This is a genomic window from Halorubrum trapanicum, assembly GCF_002355655.1.
GTDB classification, from domain to species: domain Archaea; phylum Halobacteriota; class Halobacteria; order Halobacteriales; family Haloferacaceae; genus Halorubrum; species Halorubrum trapanicum_A.
In genome coordinates this window covers 1,787,835-1,806,257 of record NZ_AP017569.1, presented here as the reverse complement: position 1 = coordinate 1,806,257, position 18,423 = coordinate 1,787,835, and the positions used below count along the sequence as shown (strand labels likewise).

The 18,423-nt window shown below is 67.0% G+C and carries 14 protein-coding genes and 1 tRNA gene; 8 read left to right on the top strand and 7 right to left on the bottom strand.

All coding sequences use genetic code 11. The features are described 5' to 3' along the window. Positions 1-11: 11 nt before the first annotated feature. On the bottom strand, positions 12-1,355 hold the full coding sequence (locus CPZ01_RS08700; protein WP_096394357.1) for an RNA-guided endonuclease InsQ/TnpB family protein: 1,344 nt from the start codon (positions 1,353-1,355) through the stop codon (positions 12-14). 222 nt (positions 1,356-1,577) lie between these two features. Here CPZ01_RS08700 and CPZ01_RS15000 point away from each other — a divergent pair, with 222 nt between their 5' ends. Continuing rightward, positions 1,578-1,802: a class I SAM-dependent methyltransferase gene (locus CPZ01_RS15000; protein ID WP_157745945.1), complete on the top strand. Its 225-nt coding sequence runs from the start codon at positions 1,578-1,580 to the stop codon at positions 1,800-1,802. A 165-nt stretch (positions 1,803-1,967) separates the two neighbouring features. Here the strand turns inward: CPZ01_RS15000 and CPZ01_RS08695 are convergent, their stop codons facing one another. After that, positions 1,968-2,591, bottom strand: a complete 624-nt coding sequence (locus tag CPZ01_RS08695; RefSeq protein WP_096394356.1) for a hypothetical protein — start codon at positions 2,589-2,591, stop codon at positions 1,968-1,970. Between the two features lie 227 nt (positions 2,592-2,818). Here CPZ01_RS08695 and CPZ01_RS08690 point away from each other — a divergent pair, with 227 nt between their 5' ends. After that, positions 2,819-5,095, top strand: coding sequence for a phospholipase D-like domain-containing protein (locus tag CPZ01_RS08690; protein WP_096394355.1), 2,277 nt, complete (start codon positions 2,819-2,821; stop codon positions 5,093-5,095). 233 nt (positions 5,096-5,328) lie between these two features. Beyond that, positions 5,329-5,961: a class I SAM-dependent methyltransferase gene (locus CPZ01_RS08685; RefSeq protein WP_096394354.1), complete on the top strand. Its 633-nt coding sequence runs from the start codon at positions 5,329-5,331 to the stop codon at positions 5,959-5,961. 34 nt (positions 5,962-5,995) lie between these two features. Here CPZ01_RS08685 and CPZ01_RS08680 read toward each other — a convergent pair whose 3' ends face one another. Continuing rightward, positions 5,996-6,403 carry a PIN domain-containing protein gene (locus tag CPZ01_RS08680; protein ID WP_096394353.1) on the bottom strand — a complete coding sequence of 136 codons (408 nt, stop codon included), beginning with the start codon at positions 6,401-6,403 and terminating at the stop codon, positions 5,996-5,998. Continuing rightward, the gene (locus CPZ01_RS08675) at positions 6,400-6,630 is read right to left on the bottom strand and encodes an antitoxin VapB family protein (protein ID WP_096394352.1); all 231 of its coding nucleotides are present in this window, start codon (positions 6,628-6,630) and stop codon (positions 6,400-6,402) included. Before CPZ01_RS08675 ends, CPZ01_RS08680 begins: the two co-directional genes overlap by 4 nt. Before the next feature lie 442 nt (positions 6,631-7,072). Between CPZ01_RS08675 and CPZ01_RS08670 the strand changes: the two genes are divergently transcribed. Further along, complete coding sequence (locus CPZ01_RS08670; RefSeq protein WP_096394351.1) at positions 7,073-7,963, top strand: DMT family transporter; 891 nt, start codon at positions 7,073-7,075, stop codon at positions 7,961-7,963. Positions 7,964-8,419: 456 nt separating this feature from the next. On the opposite strand, the gene CPZ01_RS08665 is transcribed toward CPZ01_RS08670, so the two are convergent. The 3 genes from CPZ01_RS08665 to CPZ01_RS08655 all read right to left on the bottom strand — a co-directional run bounded on the left by CPZ01_RS08665 (position 8,420) and on the right by CPZ01_RS08655 (position 12,932). Continuing rightward, positions 8,420-8,492 (bottom strand) — tRNA-Arg (locus CPZ01_RS08665). Between the two features lie 27 nt (positions 8,493-8,519). After that, the gene (locus CPZ01_RS08660) at positions 8,520-11,129 is read right to left on the bottom strand and encodes an efflux RND transporter permease subunit (RefSeq protein WP_096394350.1); all 2,610 of its coding nucleotides are present in this window, start codon (positions 11,127-11,129) and stop codon (positions 8,520-8,522) included. Beyond that, complete coding sequence (locus CPZ01_RS08655; RefSeq protein ID WP_096394349.1) at positions 11,130-12,932, bottom strand: COG1361 S-layer family protein; 1,803 nt, start codon at positions 12,930-12,932, stop codon at positions 11,130-11,132. Between the two features lie 283 nt (positions 12,933-13,215). On the opposite strand from CPZ01_RS08655, the gene CPZ01_RS08650 reads away from it, so the two are divergent. From CPZ01_RS08650 to pepF, 4 genes are all read left to right on the top strand, one after another. Continuing rightward, a complete protein-coding gene (locus tag CPZ01_RS08650; RefSeq protein WP_096394348.1) occupies positions 13,216-14,022 on the top strand; it encodes a TrmB family transcriptional regulator in 807 nt (268 codons plus the stop codon). A 159-nt stretch (positions 14,023-14,181) separates the two neighbouring features. Further along, positions 14,182-15,876 (top strand): PAS domain-containing protein, encoded by a 1,695-nt coding sequence (locus tag CPZ01_RS08645; protein ID WP_096394347.1) that lies wholly within the window; start codon positions 14,182-14,184, stop codon positions 15,874-15,876. Positions 15,877-15,983: 107 nt separating this feature from the next. Beyond that, positions 15,984-16,532 (top strand): ribosomal protein S18-alanine N-acetyltransferase, encoded by a 549-nt coding sequence (gene rimI / locus CPZ01_RS08640; RefSeq protein ID WP_096394346.1) that lies wholly within the window; start codon positions 15,984-15,986, stop codon positions 16,530-16,532. Between the two features lie 73 nt (positions 16,533-16,605). Next, positions 16,606-18,405, top strand: a complete 1,800-nt coding sequence (gene pepF, locus CPZ01_RS08635) for an oligoendopeptidase F (RefSeq protein WP_096394345.1) — start codon at positions 16,606-16,608, stop codon at positions 18,403-18,405. The last annotated feature ends 18 nt before the right edge of the window (positions 18,406-18,423 follow it).

The following is an 18,423-nucleotide window of genomic DNA, read 5'->3' as shown; positions in this document are numbered from 1 at the left end:
TGGGATAGTGGCTATGCCGTCTCCCCGGAGGCAAGGTTCCCGTGACTGTCGACGGTACTCCGGTCTGTGCGCGCTTCTTTGGGACTGTCGTGAGGGCGTGGTTGCCCCGACCAGTCGTGGTCGTCCCACTCGAATCGCACGGGCCGTGCCATCGGCCTGACCTCTTGCTCTGTCTGCCGCTCGAGGAACGTTTTCGACGCCGTGAGATCCGCGTGTCCCTCGAACCCGCACGGACACGTCAGCGTCTCCTGATGCCGCGTGGTTCGATCTGTCGACCCGCACTGCGGGCACTCCTGACTCGTCCACGCTTCCGACCGCACCTCAACCGAGATACCGTACTCTTCGGCGGTACAGACCAGTCGGTCCACGAATTTCCGGAACGCCCAGAAATTGTGTGTCTTGGCGTTTGCCTCAACGGACCAGTGCGTCTCTAACACGCCCGTCAGGTCACCGATATACACCGTGTCGACACCCTCGGCGTACAGCCGTTCGATCACGTCACGACACAGCGCTGCTTGCGCGTGATCGCGGCGCCGAGTACGCTTGCGATACAGCCGCCGGATGCGCTCGCTGCTGTGTCGACCCGCTTCGAGTTTGGCCTGTAACCGGGCAATCTCTTGTGTCGTCTCGCGGAAGCGGGCGAACAGGTCGCGTCCCTCGTATAGATACTGTTCGCCGGTCGTCGTGGTACAAGCAACCAGATTGTTCGCACCGATATCCAGAGCGGCCGTTTCTGCGGCCAGTGGAGTTGCCCGTGTCTCGTCAGAAACAGTCACGGGCTGCGAAGCTCGGAAGGTGCCGTCGGTCTCGTCGTACCACAGGTCTAGTCGGCCCTGTTTTTCGTAGTCGGGCCAGTTCGGCTCGCCGGCGACTTCGAGTCGGAGACGTCCAGTGTGGTCGTATCTGTCTTTCAATTCACTCCCGACCAGTATCTCGAGCCGGGAGCGGTCACCCCATTCGATGGTATATGATGTGTTGCGAATAACGGTCTTGAGCTGACGCCCCTCGGCCTCATTGCCACGGAAGCCCGGCGGTTCAGGGTGATCCGTGACGGACGTGTTCGAGGCGTCGTGATACTGCTCTTTCAGCCGGAAGAACGCTCGCCACGCCTCGCTGTTCTTCCGGATTACCTGTTGGGCGGTGGATGCGCCGAGAACGCCTTTGTATGTGCCTTCAAGCTGGCCCGTATCGGCATCCCACACCCCGCCTTCGAATCTGTCTTCGTCGTTGTACCGCATGAGCCGCTGATAAGTGACTTCGTTCCAGAGAGCGGCGGAAGCGTCCAACAGGTCCCGTAGCAGCTGCTCTCCGTCCTCGGAGAGCGGACGTACTGCGAACGTGTTGGTACGCCTCACGACGATAGACCCTTATACTTTTAGTCTTAAAGACTTTTCGTTGTGCGCCCGAACATAGACATTTCACACACGCTCGGTGGTCGAATCAAAGACTACGCAGAAGCAAACGATCTGGAGCTCTCAGAGGCATACACCGAAGTGCTAGAGGCGGGGTTGGATGAATTGAATAGTTAAATATTCAATAATATTAGCGACAAACCGGAATGCACAGAACGCCGCGCGTTGAACTCAGGCATCCTCCGTTGGCTGCCGGATATCGACGCGTGGGCGTCAGTCGTCGCCGAGCTATTGAATCCGGGCGGCGTCTTCTACCTGGCCGAACACCACCTAGTCGCTACGGCGCTCTCGAATACCCTCGGTACCGACGGCGACCCGATTACGATCGAACACCCGCACTTTTCGGCCGAGATATCGGCCACACCGGGAGATGGACCGCCGCACAAGTAGACGCACAGGCTGGGTGAGTTCCATGGGGGTTACTTTCCTGTAGAGCCGTCGGAGGGCGGTTCGTGGGTCGGCCCGTATCTACCGACGGTCGGGCTCGCAGACGTATATGTCGTGTGTTGGCGTGTCTCGGTTCTGGACGGAACGAGGGTCGCCTTCCGGTCGCCGTCAGTCGAGCCCGAGCGCGGCCGTGAGCGCCGCCGTCGCGCCCTCGTGGATGCTCGTGCCGTGGCCGACGAGGACGTGGTCGGGGTCCCACTCCGCGAGCTCTTCCGGCGACGCCTCGACTGCGGGGTGAACGCCGAGCGCGTCGCCGTCGTCTCGGAACGCCGGGAGCGTCCCGAGCGTCTCGGGGACGAGCAGCGTCTCGCGCTCGTCGTTCCACAGGACGGCCTCCTCCCAGTCGTCGTCCAGTCGGAGCTCGTGAACCTCGTACGCCGACCTGGAAAGCGCCGAGCCGGTCGGTTCCGCGTCCGCGTCGAGCTTCTCACGGGTGAGCGTCATTCCCTCCGGCACGGATACGGCGACGTCGTGTCGACGCGCCACCGCCGCGGCGTCGCGCGTGTGTCGGTCCTGAAGGACGACGACGCCGGCGACGTCCCCAGCCTCGCGGAGGTGCTCGTCGAGACCCTCGACGTCGACCGGGTCGACGAGCCAGACGCCGGCGTCCGTCGTCAGCGCGTGGCTCGTTCGGCGCGCGTCCTCGTCGGGGTACGCGATCCAACTGAACCCGCCGTCCCACTCGGCCGTCTCAGCGGGTGTCGTGTCGTCTGCGGCATCGGTGTCGGCCATACGATCCATTGCTGGGCCAGAAGCTTACGTCTGTGCCCTGAAGGATCAGTAGCCAGCGCCGGCAGGCGGCAATTGAGTTGGATTTCCGGCTGAATCTGGCTAGATTACGCCTCTAACCGCGACGATCCTGCCACAACACAGGTTCGGAACGGGCGCTGTCTGATGACTCGGACTACTTCCACCGTGCTTGGCGCAGTTTTTATTCATATTAGTCGGTTGCCACTACCATGGACGAAGTTACGGCGAACATCTCATTCGACAAGTACCCGGATATGCCGGAGTTCTACGGGTCAGGGGCGGCGAAATATCGCTTAGCGATGGTGAAAGATCGGAGTGACTTTCTGGATTTGTTCGAAGGCGCTCGCCACGTGGATGCGGTAACGTACGCAGAAACGCCGGATCTGATGGTGAAAATGCTGACCGAGTATGATATCGGTTCGTTAGACGTTCTCATCGGCAATTCTGACGACTACGCGGAGCGGGTGAACGAGGTTGCGACCGCGAAATCGCTCGTTCAACTTCGGCAAGACGACCGCCTGACAATCCGATTGAAGAACCAGAAGACCGTTCATTCGAAGATCTACCGGATTGTCATGCCGGATGAGACGGTAAAGCTCGTCCACGGGTCAGCGAATCTCTCGCGGAACTCCTGGGAATACCACACGAACCAGATTGCTGTACTGACGACCGAGGTGGGCACTGAATTGGATTCGGAATTCAAGCGGTTCATCGACGAATACCGGGAGGGATACAGCGATCAAACACTCTTGGAAGGGTTAGTCGACGCATTAGAGCAAGCCGATTCGCCAGAGGAACGGGAGAATCGAATTGAGTACTGGGTCGGGGCCGGCGATCTCGACGTCAGCGACACAGCCGCGCTGAATCAGGATGCCGTCGAGGATCTAAAAGACGTCGCTGATCAGGTCACTGCGGTTGTCGATGATCCAGATGAGGCAGACGAAACTGTCGCATTCGTCGACGAGCCTGACAACGCGGATCGTAGTATTGTGGAGTCAAGTGATACCGACGAATCAGGTGACGAAGGCGACGGTACAGGGGATGAATCACCAGATGTCGGACTCGTCGAATCAGACCATGAGACAGGCCTGACTGCCAGCCTAGATCGACCTCGCGTTCGAGCCCCAGATGAGAAGATCCGAATGGGGACCAGCAAAGTCGATAAAGACACCGCAGACAAGTTTGGATCGCGACTTCGCGATAGCGGTGCCACCATCGAAGATCACAGTATCACGGCCCCGATGAGTGCGTACACCAGCGAAGTCAAGGAGTCAACATCGATTCCGACGATGTCTGTGCTTCCAGAGGCCGAGCAGGTTGTCATCGGTGAGGACGATGAGATGATCCTTGTTGCGACTGAGGACCCAACCCCCGAAGTCCTTGACCACTGTCTCGAGACAATTGAAGACTACATACTGACCGTCAGGAACCACGGCCACACCCAATCTGAGGAGGCTGTGATGGCGCAGATGTACGAAGCCTTTCTCTACGGGTTCTGGGCACCGTTCGCAAATCAGTACGCAGAGGCGCTATCGTCACCATCTCGAACGCTCGATAACGTCCTCCAACATCTGTACATCGAAGGCAAAAGCGACGCAGGGAAGGATAAGCTCACCGAGTATATTTTGCGACTCGTCTCTGATAACACGGTCATTTCCGGAGTTGACGCTGATGAGATTGGCGTCAAAGAGGTCCGTGGGATTCGTGAGTGGGATACGTGTTTCCCGTACGCCATCATTGACGCCGAAAAGGAGAAGATTCAGCGTTGGAGTCCGATTCGGAACTACTGGAGCGATTGGACCCCGACAAGTGTCGATCAACCGTGTCTCATTTTCACCACGAATGACGCGCTTCCAAAGTCGGAATTCCGGAACCGGATGAAGATTCTTAGCATGGACGTCTCGTTCCCGTCAAATCCAGAAGATCCCGGTTTCAGGGAAGCACAAGAGGACCTTTCTGAAGTGTTAGAGCGTCAAAATCCCATCTTCAGTTATGTGGCTCGGCGGATGGTAACCGAGAAACCGTGGACCGAGGGGGGTGGGACAGTTGAGGATGTCCGCCAGATCATGTGTGAGTTCTACGAGAAGGCCGGCCGAAAGCAGCCAGACTACTTCCCGACAGATGAGCCAGCGGAGAAAGAGTACAACACGGGCCGGCTGATGTGGCAGCGGGATATTCAGGGTGGTCGCGTCACGTTCAAGTCAGAACCGGGGGCAATCACAGCGAATTTCGACCGGGAAGGGTACGAAGTGTACGATTACGAAAAGCGGCTTCCAAAACGGTTCATGTCAGAGAAGTCAGCGACGAGCGTGTATATTGGGGCTCCTGAGGAGTTTGCGGAGTGGGTCGGATTCTCAGTTGAGGAACTGTTGAGTGACGAGACAGCAGCCGAGAGAGGTGGAGATGGCTCCGACTCTGATGATGGTGAGGCCACCGAAGCAGAAGACGAATCCAAGGGATTCCTGTCCAAGTTGCTCGGACGGTAAGCCAAGCCGTCGGAAAGTATATCAAGCGATTCCCACACAGAACGGGCTGATGGCGAACCCGGAGGCCCCGCAGGACGCGTACATCGAAGCAAACCGGACCCACTGGGAGCAGCTGGTCGCGGACCACCCAGACATCGAGTCGGCAGAGTCCGTCGAGGCGTTCTTGGACGGCGACGCGGCGTTGCTTCCGGTCCAGCGCGACGAGATGGGCTCCGTCGCGGGGAAAGTCCCTCATCGACCTCCAGTCGCATCTCGGCGTCCGCACGCTCTCGTGGGCCCGGGCGGGCGCGACGGTGACCGGCGTCGACATCGCCGCCGAGTCCGTCGCCGTCGCGCGGGACCTCGCCGCCGAAGCCGGACTGGCGGACCGCGCGGAGTTCATCCAAGCGAACGTCCTCGATCTGCCGGCCGCCCACGACGAGCGCTACGATATCGTCGTCACGAACTTCGGCGTCCTCTGTTGGCTGCCGGACCTCAACGCGTGGGCGTCGGTCGTCGCCGAGCTGTTGGAGCCGGGCGGCGTCGTCTACCTGGCCGAACACCACCCGGTCGCGACGGCGCTCTCGGATAGTCTCGGTGCCGACGGCGACCCGATTACGGTCGAACATCCGTACTTTTCGACCGAGACGCCGGCCACATCGGGCGATGCGCGGCCGCACAAGTGGACGCACGGACTGGGTGAGATCCTGACCGCGCTCATCGAGGCAGGTATCGAGCTCGAGTTCGTCCACGAACACCCGTTTTCGGTGATCCAGCGCGCACCCGAGATGGTGCAAGCCGACAATGGCACCTGGCAATTCGACTCCGACGTCGATCTCCCGCTGCTCGTGACCGTGAAAGGCACGCGACGCGCTGACGGCACCTGAACGAACGCAGGAGCGAAACAGCCAGCCTGTGAGGTCACCGGTATGTTTCCACAGAGACACCAGGAATCGTAGCGAAGTGACTGTCGGCGGCCAGGACGGATTCATCGCGTTCCACCGCGGTTGCGGCGATCACTGCGTCGCCTTTCCCGATACCGGGTCCATCACCTTCGTCTGCCGCTGCCATCCGTTCACCGAGGAGCTGCCCAGCCCGCCGAGAAACACTCGGAGTCATGTCTACGATCGGGTACGACGCAAGCACAGCATCGACTGCTTGCCGCTCCGCACGTGTGTTTGCCACCTTCCCAACGCCAATGTACAGCTCGAGAGCGGTCATCGAGGGGATCACCAAGGGAATACTCTCAGCTTCGAGTTCCCGCTCTTTCGTGACAGCCGCATCAACGTCGCCGATAACGTCTAAGACAAAACTTGTGTCAACAATCATTCGAACCGCTCCGCAACTTCACGGACCTCATCGCGGTCCGCCCGGTCAGCAGCTTCGACTGCGGTCCGCATCTCGCTCACTTGCTCCTCGTCAAAGACGCCGCGGAGATCACGAAGGGAGCGCCCCCCAATGAGTCGCCCGACAGCGTCGCTAAACGATTCATCATCTCGTTTGTTTGCCTTGATGCGCTCGTACACATCGTCCTCGAGCCGCACTTGACGTGACATCCTTGTTGACAGCGTTGACACTCTACGGGAATGAAGATTTGGGGACTTCTCACGCCGAGTTGAGTCGTTGAACCGCAAGTATGTGCTCATCGGGGGTAGGCTGTGGTAAGCTGTCACGCCAGCCGGAATTGCGTCGCTGACAATCTCTTCGCTTCCTTTCCCAGTATAGAGAAGAACCGGCAGGTCCGGATACCGCTCGGAGCTCTTTGAGAAGCTCAATACGGTTCATGACGCGCAAGTGGCTGGTTGGATACGACCGCTGAAGCCACTACAGAACCGAGCGCTCCAGTTGACGACTCAGTGGGTGCTATCCGGCGAGCCCTGATTTGTCGGGGCGCAGCGACCGCCCAACAGGCTAGTTCGGGCAGCCACAACACGTTCGAAGGCGAATCGAGCGAGCGGTTCGACGGGTCTTTCGTTGTTGGCGGCGACCTCCGCGTGAATGAGTCGCTCCCGGACAGCCGGCCGCTTCCTGTTGCTGTGCGCAGTGTGGGGGACGGCGTTCATGGCGACGGACGTCGGCCTCGCGGACCTCCCCGCAGTCCCGTTCGCCGCCGTGCGCTTCGACGTCGCTGCAGTACTGTTGTTCGCCGCCGTGCTCGTCGCCGGCGTGGAGATCCGCCCCCGGACGCGGGACGACTACGTCTACGTGCTCGTCGGCGGGGCCCTCATCATCGGCGCCCACCACGCGTTCCTGTTCGCCGGCCAGCGGTACGTCACGGGCGGCGTCGCCGCCGTGCTGTTGGGGCTCGTCCCCGTGGTGACCCCGGCACTCACGCGGCTCGTCTCGACCGACGAGGAGTTCACCGCCGCCACCGCGCTCGGCGTCGCGCTCGGGTTCGTCGGCGTCGTCGTCATCGCGAATCCCGACCCGGCGAACCTGGCGGACAGCGTCCTCGGCGTCGCGCTCGTGCTCGCCGCCGCGCTCGCGTTCGCCGTCGCCGCGGTCGTCACCCACAGCCGGTCGCCGTCGATGCCGTTCCTCGCGACGCAGGCCTGGATGATGGCCGTCGGCGCGGTCGTCCTCCACGCCGCCGTGCTCGCGCTCCCTGGCCAGTCGTTCGCGGCCGCCACGTGGACGCTGTCCGCGCTCGCCGCCGTCGCGTACCTCTCTGCGGTCGCCGGCGTCGGCGGCTTCCTGCTGTACTTCACGCTGCTGGACGACCTCGGACCGATCGAGATGAGCTTCATCGAGTACGTGATTCCCGTGTTCGCGGCGCTCGCGGGCTGGCTCGTGCTCGGGCAGGAGGTGACGCCTGCGACGGTTGGCGGCTTCGTGTTCATCCTCGCGGGGTTCGTTGCCGCGAAGTGGCGGGCGCTCCGTGGGACGTAGCGGCGCACGGAACACCCCCGCGTTAGCCGGCGTCCTCTCGCAGCCGTCTGCTCCGCGACGCGACGACCGACGAGGCGGTGCGACACGGGTCGGTCTCGCAGCTGAAACGCGACCGGGCTCACCGGGCGGGACCGCGAGGGCGGCGACCTGTACCGCGACGCCGCCGGCGAACTCGCGCACGAGGGCGCGATCGGATTCGTCGACGAGGACGGCCGCCCGTGGGACGTGAAGAGATCAATGGTCAACGGCAGCGACCGACGTTCGAGTTCTGGGAGCACGAGACGCTCGCGGACGCTGACGGTGGCTACGCGCTCGTGTTGCGGTCGAGATCGTCGCGAACCCGCCGGTCGACGAGAGTGTGAGACGGGACGCAAAAGGGCGCGACGGGATCCCCGCGAGCGACCAAAGGGAGCGAGCGGGGGTCAGTCGCGCCCGTGACTGAGCGAAGCGAAGGAACGGGCGCGACGGGATTTGAACCCGCGGCATCTTGGTCCGGAACCAAGTGCTCTGTCCGCTGAGCTACGCGCCCTTACGAGCCGGTACCCGTGGCGAGCGTTTAACGCTTCTGACTCGGATCCTCGGCGGGCGACCGCGGGTCAGTCTGCCACTCGAACGCGTCGGCGCCGGAATCGCCGTCCCCGGCCGACTCGTCCGTGCCGCCGTCGGTGCGAGCCCGGTCGCTCGCGTCGCCCTCGCCGACCGCGATCACGTCGGCGGCGTCGAGCAAGCGCCCGACGAACAGGAGTCCGGGGCGGCGCTCGACGACGGCGACCCAGATGACGAGCGCCGGCGGCAACACGATCAGCGACGCCAGGTACGCGAGGGTGATGCTGGCGGCCGTGAGCAGCCCGAACTGGCCGAGGATCGGGGTGATGGCCAAGACGAGCACGCCCATGCCGAGCGCGGTCGTCGCCCACGTGCCGGTGAGCGCGCCGCCGGTGCCGCGGAGCGTGGTGACGACCGCGGCGTCGACGTCGCCCCCGCGGGGGTACTCGTCGTGGAAGCGGTGCGCGACGTGGACGGTGTAGTCTACCCCGAGCCCGATGGTGATCGCGAGGATCGTCGCGGTGATCGCGTTGAACGGGATGCCCGCGAGCCGCATCGTGGCGGTGAGCGTCGCGACGGCGACGGTGACGGGAACGAGCGTGACGAGGCCCAGCGTCGGGCTGCCGAGCAGCAGCCAGAATAAGATTACGAGGAACACGGCGGAGAGCCCGAGCGCGGCCGCCAGCGAGACGATCGCGGAGTCGAATATCGTGTCGGCGACCGCCTGAAACACGACGATCTGGCCGGTCGCGGTCGCGTCCCCGCGGTAGCGGTCGGCGACGCGCCGGGCGTCGGCGGTGATCTCGGCGTCGCTGGCGTCGGACTCGACGGCGTACACGATCCGGGTCGACCGGCTGTCGTCCGCGAGGTACTCACCTGTGAAGTCGTCGTACGGCGAGTTCCGCAGCTCGGTGTAGATCCGTTCGAGGTTCCGGTTCGGCCGCCCGCCGTCGAGCGAGGAGTCCTCGACGAGCTGCTCGAACTCTGGGTCCTCGGCGGCGTACGCGTCGATCGCGCTCTGGACGCTCTCGGCGCTGGCGCGGCCGTCGACCGCCACGAACGTGTCGGGCGGGTCGCGCTCGGCGCGCGCAAGGCTGCGGAGGGCACTGTCGCTGGTCATGCGCCGCTCCACGTAGATCGTGACGGTGTCGTCCTCGCTCGTGGCGAAGTTCTCGGAGAGGAAGTTGATCGTCTCCGTCGCGGTGTACTCGCCGGGCTGGAGCGGGCCAGGGAAGTAGTCGATGTACGCCGGCTCCTCGCTCGGCGGCAGGAAGTCGTCGTCCTCGAAGGTGGTGTCCACGCCCGCGCCGTAACCCGCGGCGCCCGCGGTGATCAGGAGGACGACGACGAGGAAGACGGCGGGCGCGGGCCGCGAGATCGCGGACAGCCGGGGGAGGAGACGCCCGAGCGCGGATTCCTCGGCGCCGAGGGGGCGCGAGCCGAACTCGGGCAGGTCGTGCTCGGCGCGCCAGCGGTCGAGGATCAGCTTGGCGGCCGGGAGGAAGCCGACGAAGATGACGAGGGTGAAACAGATGCCGAGCCCGGCGACGACGCCGAACTCCCGGAGCGGGGGGAGCGAGCTGGTGAGGTTCGCGAGGAAGCCGATGATCGTCGTTCCGGCGATGATCGAGTACGCCACCACGAGCTGGCCGAGCGCGCCGCGCATCGCGGTCTCCGGCGGCGCGCCCGCCGCGCGGTCCTCGCGGTAGCGGTTCACCGTGTGGATCCCGAAGTCGATCCCGATCGCTAAGAGGAGGACCGGCACCGCGATCAGCACCTCCGAGAAGGCGATCCCCGCGTACCCCGTGAAGCCGAACGTCCACACGACCGTCATCAACAGCGCGACCCCGCCGAGCACGAAGTCGAACGGGTCGCGGTAGGCGTACGCCAAGAGGCCGAGGATGACCGCGAGCGCGGCTGGCACGACGATGGCGAGCGAGTCGAAGATGACGCGCTGGAACTCGGCGTCGACGATTCCACCCCCGAACGCGGTCACGTCGCCGGGGGCCTCCTCGGCGACGGTGCGGGCCTCCTGCTGGATCGCCTGCGTGTCCGCCGAGGCCGGGAACGAGTGGGAGACGACGCCGAGCGACGCGGAGGCCGTCCCGGACTCGCGGTTGAAGTCGTCGGAGAGCAGCGTGGCGAAGCCGGGGTCCTCGGCCGCGGCGTCGACCGCGTCCTCGATTTCGCCGTCGCTGGCGCGCTCGATCGCGTCCCGGGCCGCCGCGGGCGTGTCGGCGTCCGCGTCGATCTCGGCCGCGACGTCCATCGCGGGCGCGGAGACGTCGGTCACCCGCAGCCCGTCGCGCTCGGCGAGCCGCTCGGCGGTCGCCAGCATGTCGAGCAGGCCGCGGCGGTCGAGCACGTTCACGTCGCGCTGGATCAGCTGCGTCGTCGGGTCGTCACCCCCGAACGCCGGCTCGAACCGCTCGTTCACGCGGTCGAGCGCGTCCGCCTCCTCGATTCCGTCCGTGAACTGGTCGCTGCCCGCGCTCGCCTCCAACAGCGCCATGCCGGGCGCGAACAGGGCGGTGACGACGAGGCAGGCGATCACGACCCGGCGCGGCTGCTCGATGACCCGGTCGGTGATCGCGCCGAACAGCCGGGTGACTGGGTCCATCTATCGGGAGCGGAGCCGGCTGCGGAACTCGGAGATCGCCCGGCTCACCCGGCCGCGCTGCCACACCAGAGCGCCGCCGACGGCGACGACGCCGAGTAGGGCGACGATCCCGAGCGGCGAGGAGAGCGCCCCGCCCTCGTCGTCTTCGACCACCTCGACCGGGAGCTGGTAGGTGTCGGAGAGCTGTTCGTCGCCGTCGGCGTCGTCGTACCGGAAGTCGACCGTGGCCGCATACGTCTTCGGCGTCGCGCCGCCGTCGACCGCGACCTCGAAGCTGACCGTCGTCTCCTCGCCCGGGTCGAGCGAGGTGACGAACGCCTCGTCGGACGACGAGGAGAGCGGCGAGTCGACGAACAGCTTCGCCTGGACGTTCGAGATCGGTTCGGGCCCGGTGTTCCGGACGACCGCGTCGTACCGGACCGTCGACCCCGGCGTCACCGACGACGGGTCGGTCGCGTTCGGCTCGGCGGGCGACACGGCGAAGACGTCCGCCTCGGGCGCGACGTCGACGACGACGTCGAGCGTGTCGGAGACGATGACGTCGCCGGCCGACCCCGTCGAGACGAGCGAGACGGTCCCGTCGTCGCCCTCGCTCGCGCTCACCCCCTCGTCGGTGCCGAGCCCGCGGTAGCGGACCGCCACGGTGACCGTCCGGGGGCCGGGGTTCGCGTCCGTGCGGAGTCCGGCGTCGAACGTCGCGGTGGCCGTCTCGCCGACCGCGAGGTTGCCGACCGTGTCCCGCGTCGAGCGGGGGACGATGTTCGGGTCGGACTGGATCGTCTCCTGACCGACGCCGTCGGGCGCGGGCGCCTCGTTGCTGAACAGGACGACCGCGTTCTCGATGTCTCGGGGCCCGCGGTTGCGGACCTCGACGGTGAACGAGCCGTCCTCGCCGACGCGCAGCGTGCTGTTCAGCCCCTTCGCGGTGAACGCCTGTCGCGAGAGCGGCGTCACGCCCGTCCGGACCGTCCGCGCGGCCGCGTTCGCGCGCTCGGCGTCGCGGTAGTCGACCTCGAACTCCAGCGTCGACGCCCGCGCGGTGGCCTGGCCGGCGGCGGCGAACCGGTAGGCGAACGTGCGGTTCTCGCCCGGCGCCCACGCACCGACGTACGTCTCGGTCGTTCCCGCGTCGGTGGCGAACGAGAGGTCGGGGTCGATCGGGTTCGCGGCGACGCTCGCCTCGTAGGCCGTCTCGTTCCGGACGTTCCGCATCGTCACCTCGACAATCCCGCTGTCCCCGGCCTGGACGACGCCGTCGACGTCGACGACCGCGAACTGCGCGCGGTCGGTGATCTCCACGGAGACGTACACCGTCTCCGTCACGACCTCCTGGTCGCGAACGGTGGCGCCGTCGTCCACCTCGGCGCTCTCGACGTTCCGGTACTCCAGTCGGATCGGGACGCGGTAGACGCCGGGATCGGCGTCTTTGTCGGGGACGACGGTGAACTCGATCGGCCCGGTGACGCCGCGCGTAACGTCGCCGACGGCCTGCTCGCCGGTCCGCACGTCGAAGGGGACCTCGCGGTTGGCCTCGTCGCCCGTGAGGATCCGCGCGGTCGTCTCGTGGGCGGTCACCACCTCGCTCTCGAGGTTGTCCGCCCCCTGCGCGTCGATGTCGCCGCGGTTGTTCAGGCTCACCTGGAGCGTCGACTCCTCACCGGGGACGAACGCCGTCTCCGGCGCGAACGCCTCGATGTCGGGGTCGCCGCGCACCGTGTCGTTGGCCGACTGCGCGACCGCCGTGCCGGTCGCGAGCAGGGACGCGACGAGGAGGAGGACGACGGCCGTCCGGATTCGACTCATGTTGGTTGCGAACGCGTACGGGACTGCGACGTAATACCCTTCGGGAACCCGTGACAACAACGTGTCTGTTTCCGTAGAGTACCTGTTGAGACGGGCGGCGGAACAGGTTGTACCAAAGTCGTCTTTTCATCGGTTCTAACGGCGTTGAGTCGGTATTATCCAATTCGCGAGCGGGACACCGGAGGCGAACGACGAAACGATCGGGCGTTGTGCGTCCGCTCTTTTATATATTGACGCGAGCGAGAGCGCCGACGCTTTGTGTGGGACCCGCTTACCGGGACTCATGGAGTCGCTCCGCGACCTCGGGCTGTCGAGCTACGAGGACCGGGCGTACCGCGCGCTGCTCGCGCTGGGCACCGGGACCGCCGCGGCCGCCGCCGAGGAGAGCGGCGTACCGAAGGGCCGGATCTACGACGCGCTCGGCGGCCTGGAGTCGCGCGGGCTGGTCCGCGTCCAGACCGACCGCGAGCCGAAGCGGTACGCCCCCGTCGAGCCCGCCGTCGCCGTCGACCGCCTCGTCGAGGCGAAGCGCCGGGAACTCCGACAGCGGATCGAGACGTACGAGTCCGGCAAGTCGGAGCTGATCGACCGGCTGGCCGACGCCGAGGCGACCGACGACGAGTTCTGGACCGCCGCGGTCGGCGCCGACGACTCGCTCGACCTCCTCTTCGAGCGGATCGACGCCGCCGAGGAGTCGATCGTCGTCGTCGCCACCGACGTCTCCGCGCAGTTCGACGTCGACCGCGAGGGGCCGGAGCTGCTCGACCGGCTCCTCGCGGCGATCCGAAGCGGCGTCGACGTCTCCGTGCTGCTGTCGCCGGGCGTGTTCGACGACGCCCGCGCCGCCGTCGACGAGGACCGCGCGACGCTGACGATCGCGCAGGGGCCCTTCGAGCTGCGGATCACGGAGGACGCGTACGGGAACTTCTACCTCATCGACGGCGAGGAGGTGTGCCTGGAGGTGGCCGACCCGCTCGCGCCCGACCGGCTGTTCGGCATGCTCGACCTGCGCGACCGCGGGTTCGCCGCCCGGGTGCGGGACGGCTTCGAGGCCGCGTGGGCGAACGCGGCCGTCGTGGACGAGGTGTGACCGCTCGCGGGGTCGTTCTCGCGGAGCGCGAACCGCCGACCGGACGCGGCGGGCGAGCCGGGGGCGCCCTCGGCGCTCGTCGAAGCGTGTGTTATCAAAACTGATTTTCTCAGCGCGCGGTTTTATATTCCCGCGTCCGTACGGGCGATAGAACTCACAGTGACCCTCCGGAGATCCGACACGCCGACGCCCGCCCGCGGCGCCGACGAGGGCGACGCCCCAGAGGGCGACGACGACGCGCCGGTCGACGCGCCGACCCGACCCCCGGAGCGGCGGGGCCGGTCAGGCGACCGCGCCCGTGCCGAGCGCACCGACGCCCGCCGGACCGCGAACGCTCCCGACGGCGGCCCGACCGCGGGCGGCGACGACGCTAGGCCGGTTCGGACCGGTGTGCGCCCGCCCGAGCCCGACCGGTTCCTCCTCGCGGTCGCCGTCGACGGCGAGGTGCTGTTCGCCGGGCCGTCCGTCCCGGACGTCGTCGGCGTCGAGCGCGACGCGCTCGTCGGGAGCGACCTCCTCGACCGCGTCCACCCGAGCGACCGCGAACCGGTCGCCGACGCGCTGTCCGCGGTCGCGACGAGCCGGACGGTCACCCACCGCATCCGCCGCGCGAGCGGGGGGTACGCGTGGGTCGAGTCCGTCGTCGACGAGGAGCTCGCGCCGGAGTTCGCCGGCCGGATCGTCACGGTCCGCCGGATCGACGCCGACCGCACCTTCCCGGAGCGCTACCGCGCGTTCTTAGAGTACGGCAGCGACCTCGTCACCGTCGTCGACGACGACGGGCTCGTCGTCTACGAGAGCCCCTCCGTCGAGGAGGTGCTCGGCTACGAGCAGGGGTCGACGGTCGGGCGCTCCCCGCTCGGCTACGTCCACCCGGACGACCGGGACCGCGTGACGGAGCGGTTCTACCGCGCACTGGGCGAGCCCGACGCGGCGCCGACGCTGGAGTACCGCTACCGCGCCGCCGACGGCGACTGGGTCTGGCTGGAGTCGCGGACGCGGTCGCTGCCGGCCGACAGCCCGGTCGGCGAACTGCTCATCAACTCCCGCGACGTGAGCGAGCGGAAGGCGCGCGAGCGGCGCCTCACCGACCGCAACGAGCGGCTCGACCGCTTCGCGAGCATCGTCTCGCACGACCTCCGGAACCCGCTGTCGGTGATCCGGGGGTCGATCGAGATGGCGCGGCTGCGCGGCGAGACGGAGCCCCTCGACCGCGGCGAGCGCGCGGTCGACCGGATCGATCAGCTCGTCTCGGAGCTGCTCACCCTCGCGCGGCAGGGGACCGGGATGGACGAGCCCACGGAGTTCGACCTCGCGAGCGTCGCCCGCGACGCCTGGGAGACCGCCGCCGGGGGCGACGACGCGGAGCTGGTCGTCGCCGGCGACGCGCGGGTGTACGGCGACCGCGGCCGGATGCGACAGGCCTTAGAGAACCTGTTCCGCAACGCGACGGAACACGCGACGACGGACGCGTCAGAGGCGAGCGGGGACGAGTCCGCCGGCGACGCGTCGGGCGACGACGCGCTCGCCGGCGACGACCTCACCGTCCTCGTCACCGCCACCGACGAGGGGTTCCTCGTCGCCGACGACGGGACGGGGATCGACCCCGACCACCGGGAGTCGGTGTTCGAGTCGGGGTTCACCACCCGAGCGGACGGGACGGGGTACGGGCTCGACATCGTCCGCGAGGTCGTCGAGTCGCACGGGTGGCGAGTGGAGCTGCGAGCGGCCACGGACGGTCCCGTCGACCTCGCCGACGGGCGGCGGCTCCGACCGCCGGACGGCGCCTGCTTCGAGGTGTGCGCCCCCGACCCCGCCGACGCCGACCCGGACGAGCCCTGGATCGACGCGTGAGGGAGGCCGCGCGTCGCCGCCGCGGCCCTCGTCGACCCGGCGCGTTCCTTCTCAGCACCCCTCCGCCGACCCGGGGCGTTTATTCTCCGCGGCCCGCAAGCCGACCCGTGAGCGTCCCCGACGTCGCGGTCCGGCGGGCCGAGCGCGCCGACCTCCTCGCGGTGGTCCGGATCGAGCGCGCCTGCTTCTCGGACCCGTGGCCGCACGACGCCTTCGAGCGGCTGCTCGACGAGCCGGCGTTCCTCGTGGCGGAGCGAGCGGGCGCGGTCGTCGGGTTCGTCGTCGCCGACCGGACGCCGAACCACGGCCGCGACATCGGCCATATCAAGGACTTGGCCGTCCACCCCGACGCCCGCGGCGAGGGGATCGGTCGGACCCTCCTCCGGTCCGCGCTGGCCCGACTCCGCGCGACCGGCGTGGCGGTCGCTCGGCTGGAGGTGCGCGAGGGGAACGACCCCGCCCGGTCGCTGTACGCCGACGAGGGGTTCGATCCGATCCGGCGGGTCGGCGGCTACTACCGCGACGGCGAGGACGCGATCGTGCTCGTCGTCGACCTCGCGGACTGGGCCGAGGGGGAGGCGGCGGGCGGTCGCGGCGAGTCCGGCGCGGACGGCGACGCGTCGGGGACGGACGGCGACGACACAGCGAAGCGGTAACGCACCGCACGCATATCGGTCCGCCGCGCGGGGTTTGCCAAGGCTTAGTGTGCGCGAGGCCGACCCGAAGGGTATGAGTTCGGTTCCCGAGCGGTCCGAGATCGACGCCGAGTACAAGTGGGACCTCGACGGCATCTACGCCGCCGACGAGGCGTGGGAGTCCGCCTACGAGGCGGTCGCCGACCGGATCGACGAGCTGGCCGCCTACGAGGGGCGCGCGACCGAGGACGCCGCGACCCTCTTCGAACTGCTCGAACTGCGCGAGGAGATCTTCCGCGAGCTCCAGCAGGTGATGACCTACGCCCGGCTCCGCAGCGCGGAGGACACGCGGAACCAGGAGTACCAGGCGATGTCCGCGAGGGCGTCGTCGCTGGGCTCCGAGGCGTCGAGCGCGGTCTCGTACCTCGAACCGGAGATCCAGTCGCTGACGGAGGGCGACGTCGAGGCCTTCCTCGACGAGGAACCCGCGCTCGCCGAGTACGAGCACTACCTCGACGACGTCCTGCGGAAGAAGCCCCACACGCGGTCGAGCGAGGTCGAGGAGGTGCTGGCGGACCTCTCGGAGGTCACCGACGCGCCGAGCGAGATCTACTCGATGCTGACGAACGCCGACATGACGTACGGCGTCGTCGAGGACCCCGACGGCGAGGAGGTGGAGATCACGCAGGCGAACTTCACGAAGCTCCAGACGAACCCGGACCGCGAGTTCCGCGAGCGCGTCCACGAGACGTTCTACGACGAGTGGGAAGACGTCCGCAACACGGTCGGCACGTCGCTGGAGAAGGCCGTCCGCGAGCACGTGACGAGCGCCGAGATCCGCGACTACGACTCCGCGCGCGCCGCCGCGCTCGACGGCTCGAACGTTCCCGTCGAGGTGTACGACACCCTCGTCGACACGGTCGACGACAACCTCGACGTGCTCCACCGCCACGCGGCGCTGAAGGAGGCGGCGCTCGGCGTCGACCAGCTGCGGAGCCACGACCTCTACATGTCGCTGACGGGCGACCAGGGCCCCGACGTGGAGTACGAGCAGGCCCGCGAGTGGGTGATCGAGGCGGTCGCGCCGCTCGGCGACGCCTACCAGGAGCGGCTGGCCGAGGGGCTCGACTCGCGGTGGGTCGACGTGTACGAGAACCGCGGGAAGCGCTCCGGCGCGTTCTCCTCGGGCACGTACGACACCCAGCCGTACATCATGATGAACTACCAGGACGACATCGCCTCGATGTTCACCTTAGCCCACGAGCTGGGCCACTCGATGCACTCCGAGCTGGCGGGCGACGCGCAGCCGTGGCACGACGCGAGCTACGAGATCTTCGTGGCCGAGATCGCCTCCACCGTCAACGAGACGCTACTCACCCACCACCTGCTCGACACCGTCGAGGACGACGAGCTCCGCACCCACGTCCTCGACGAGTACCTCGAACGCTTCCGCTCCACCCTCTTCCGCCAGACGATGTTCGCGACGTTCGAACAGCGGATCCACGAGCGCGTGGAGGCCGGCGACGCGCTCACCCCCGACGCGTTCGACGAGATGTACGGCGAGCTGAAGGGCGACTTCTACGCGCCCGCCGAGCTGACGGGCGGCATCGAGCGCGAGTGGCAGCGGATCCCCCACTTCTACTACGACTTCTACGTCTACCAGTACGCGACCGGCATCTCCGTCGCGGCCGCCATCGTCGAGCGCGTGCTCGACGAGGGGGAGGAGGCCGCCGCCGACTACCGCGAGATGCTGAAGGCGGGCGGCTCCGAGTACCCGCTCGACGTCGTCGAACTCGCCGGGATCGACATGGCCTCGCCCGACCCGATCGAGTCCGCCGTCGGCGTCTACGACGACTACCTCGACGAGATCGCGGCGCTGCTCGACCTGGAGTGACGGCCCCCGGCCCACACA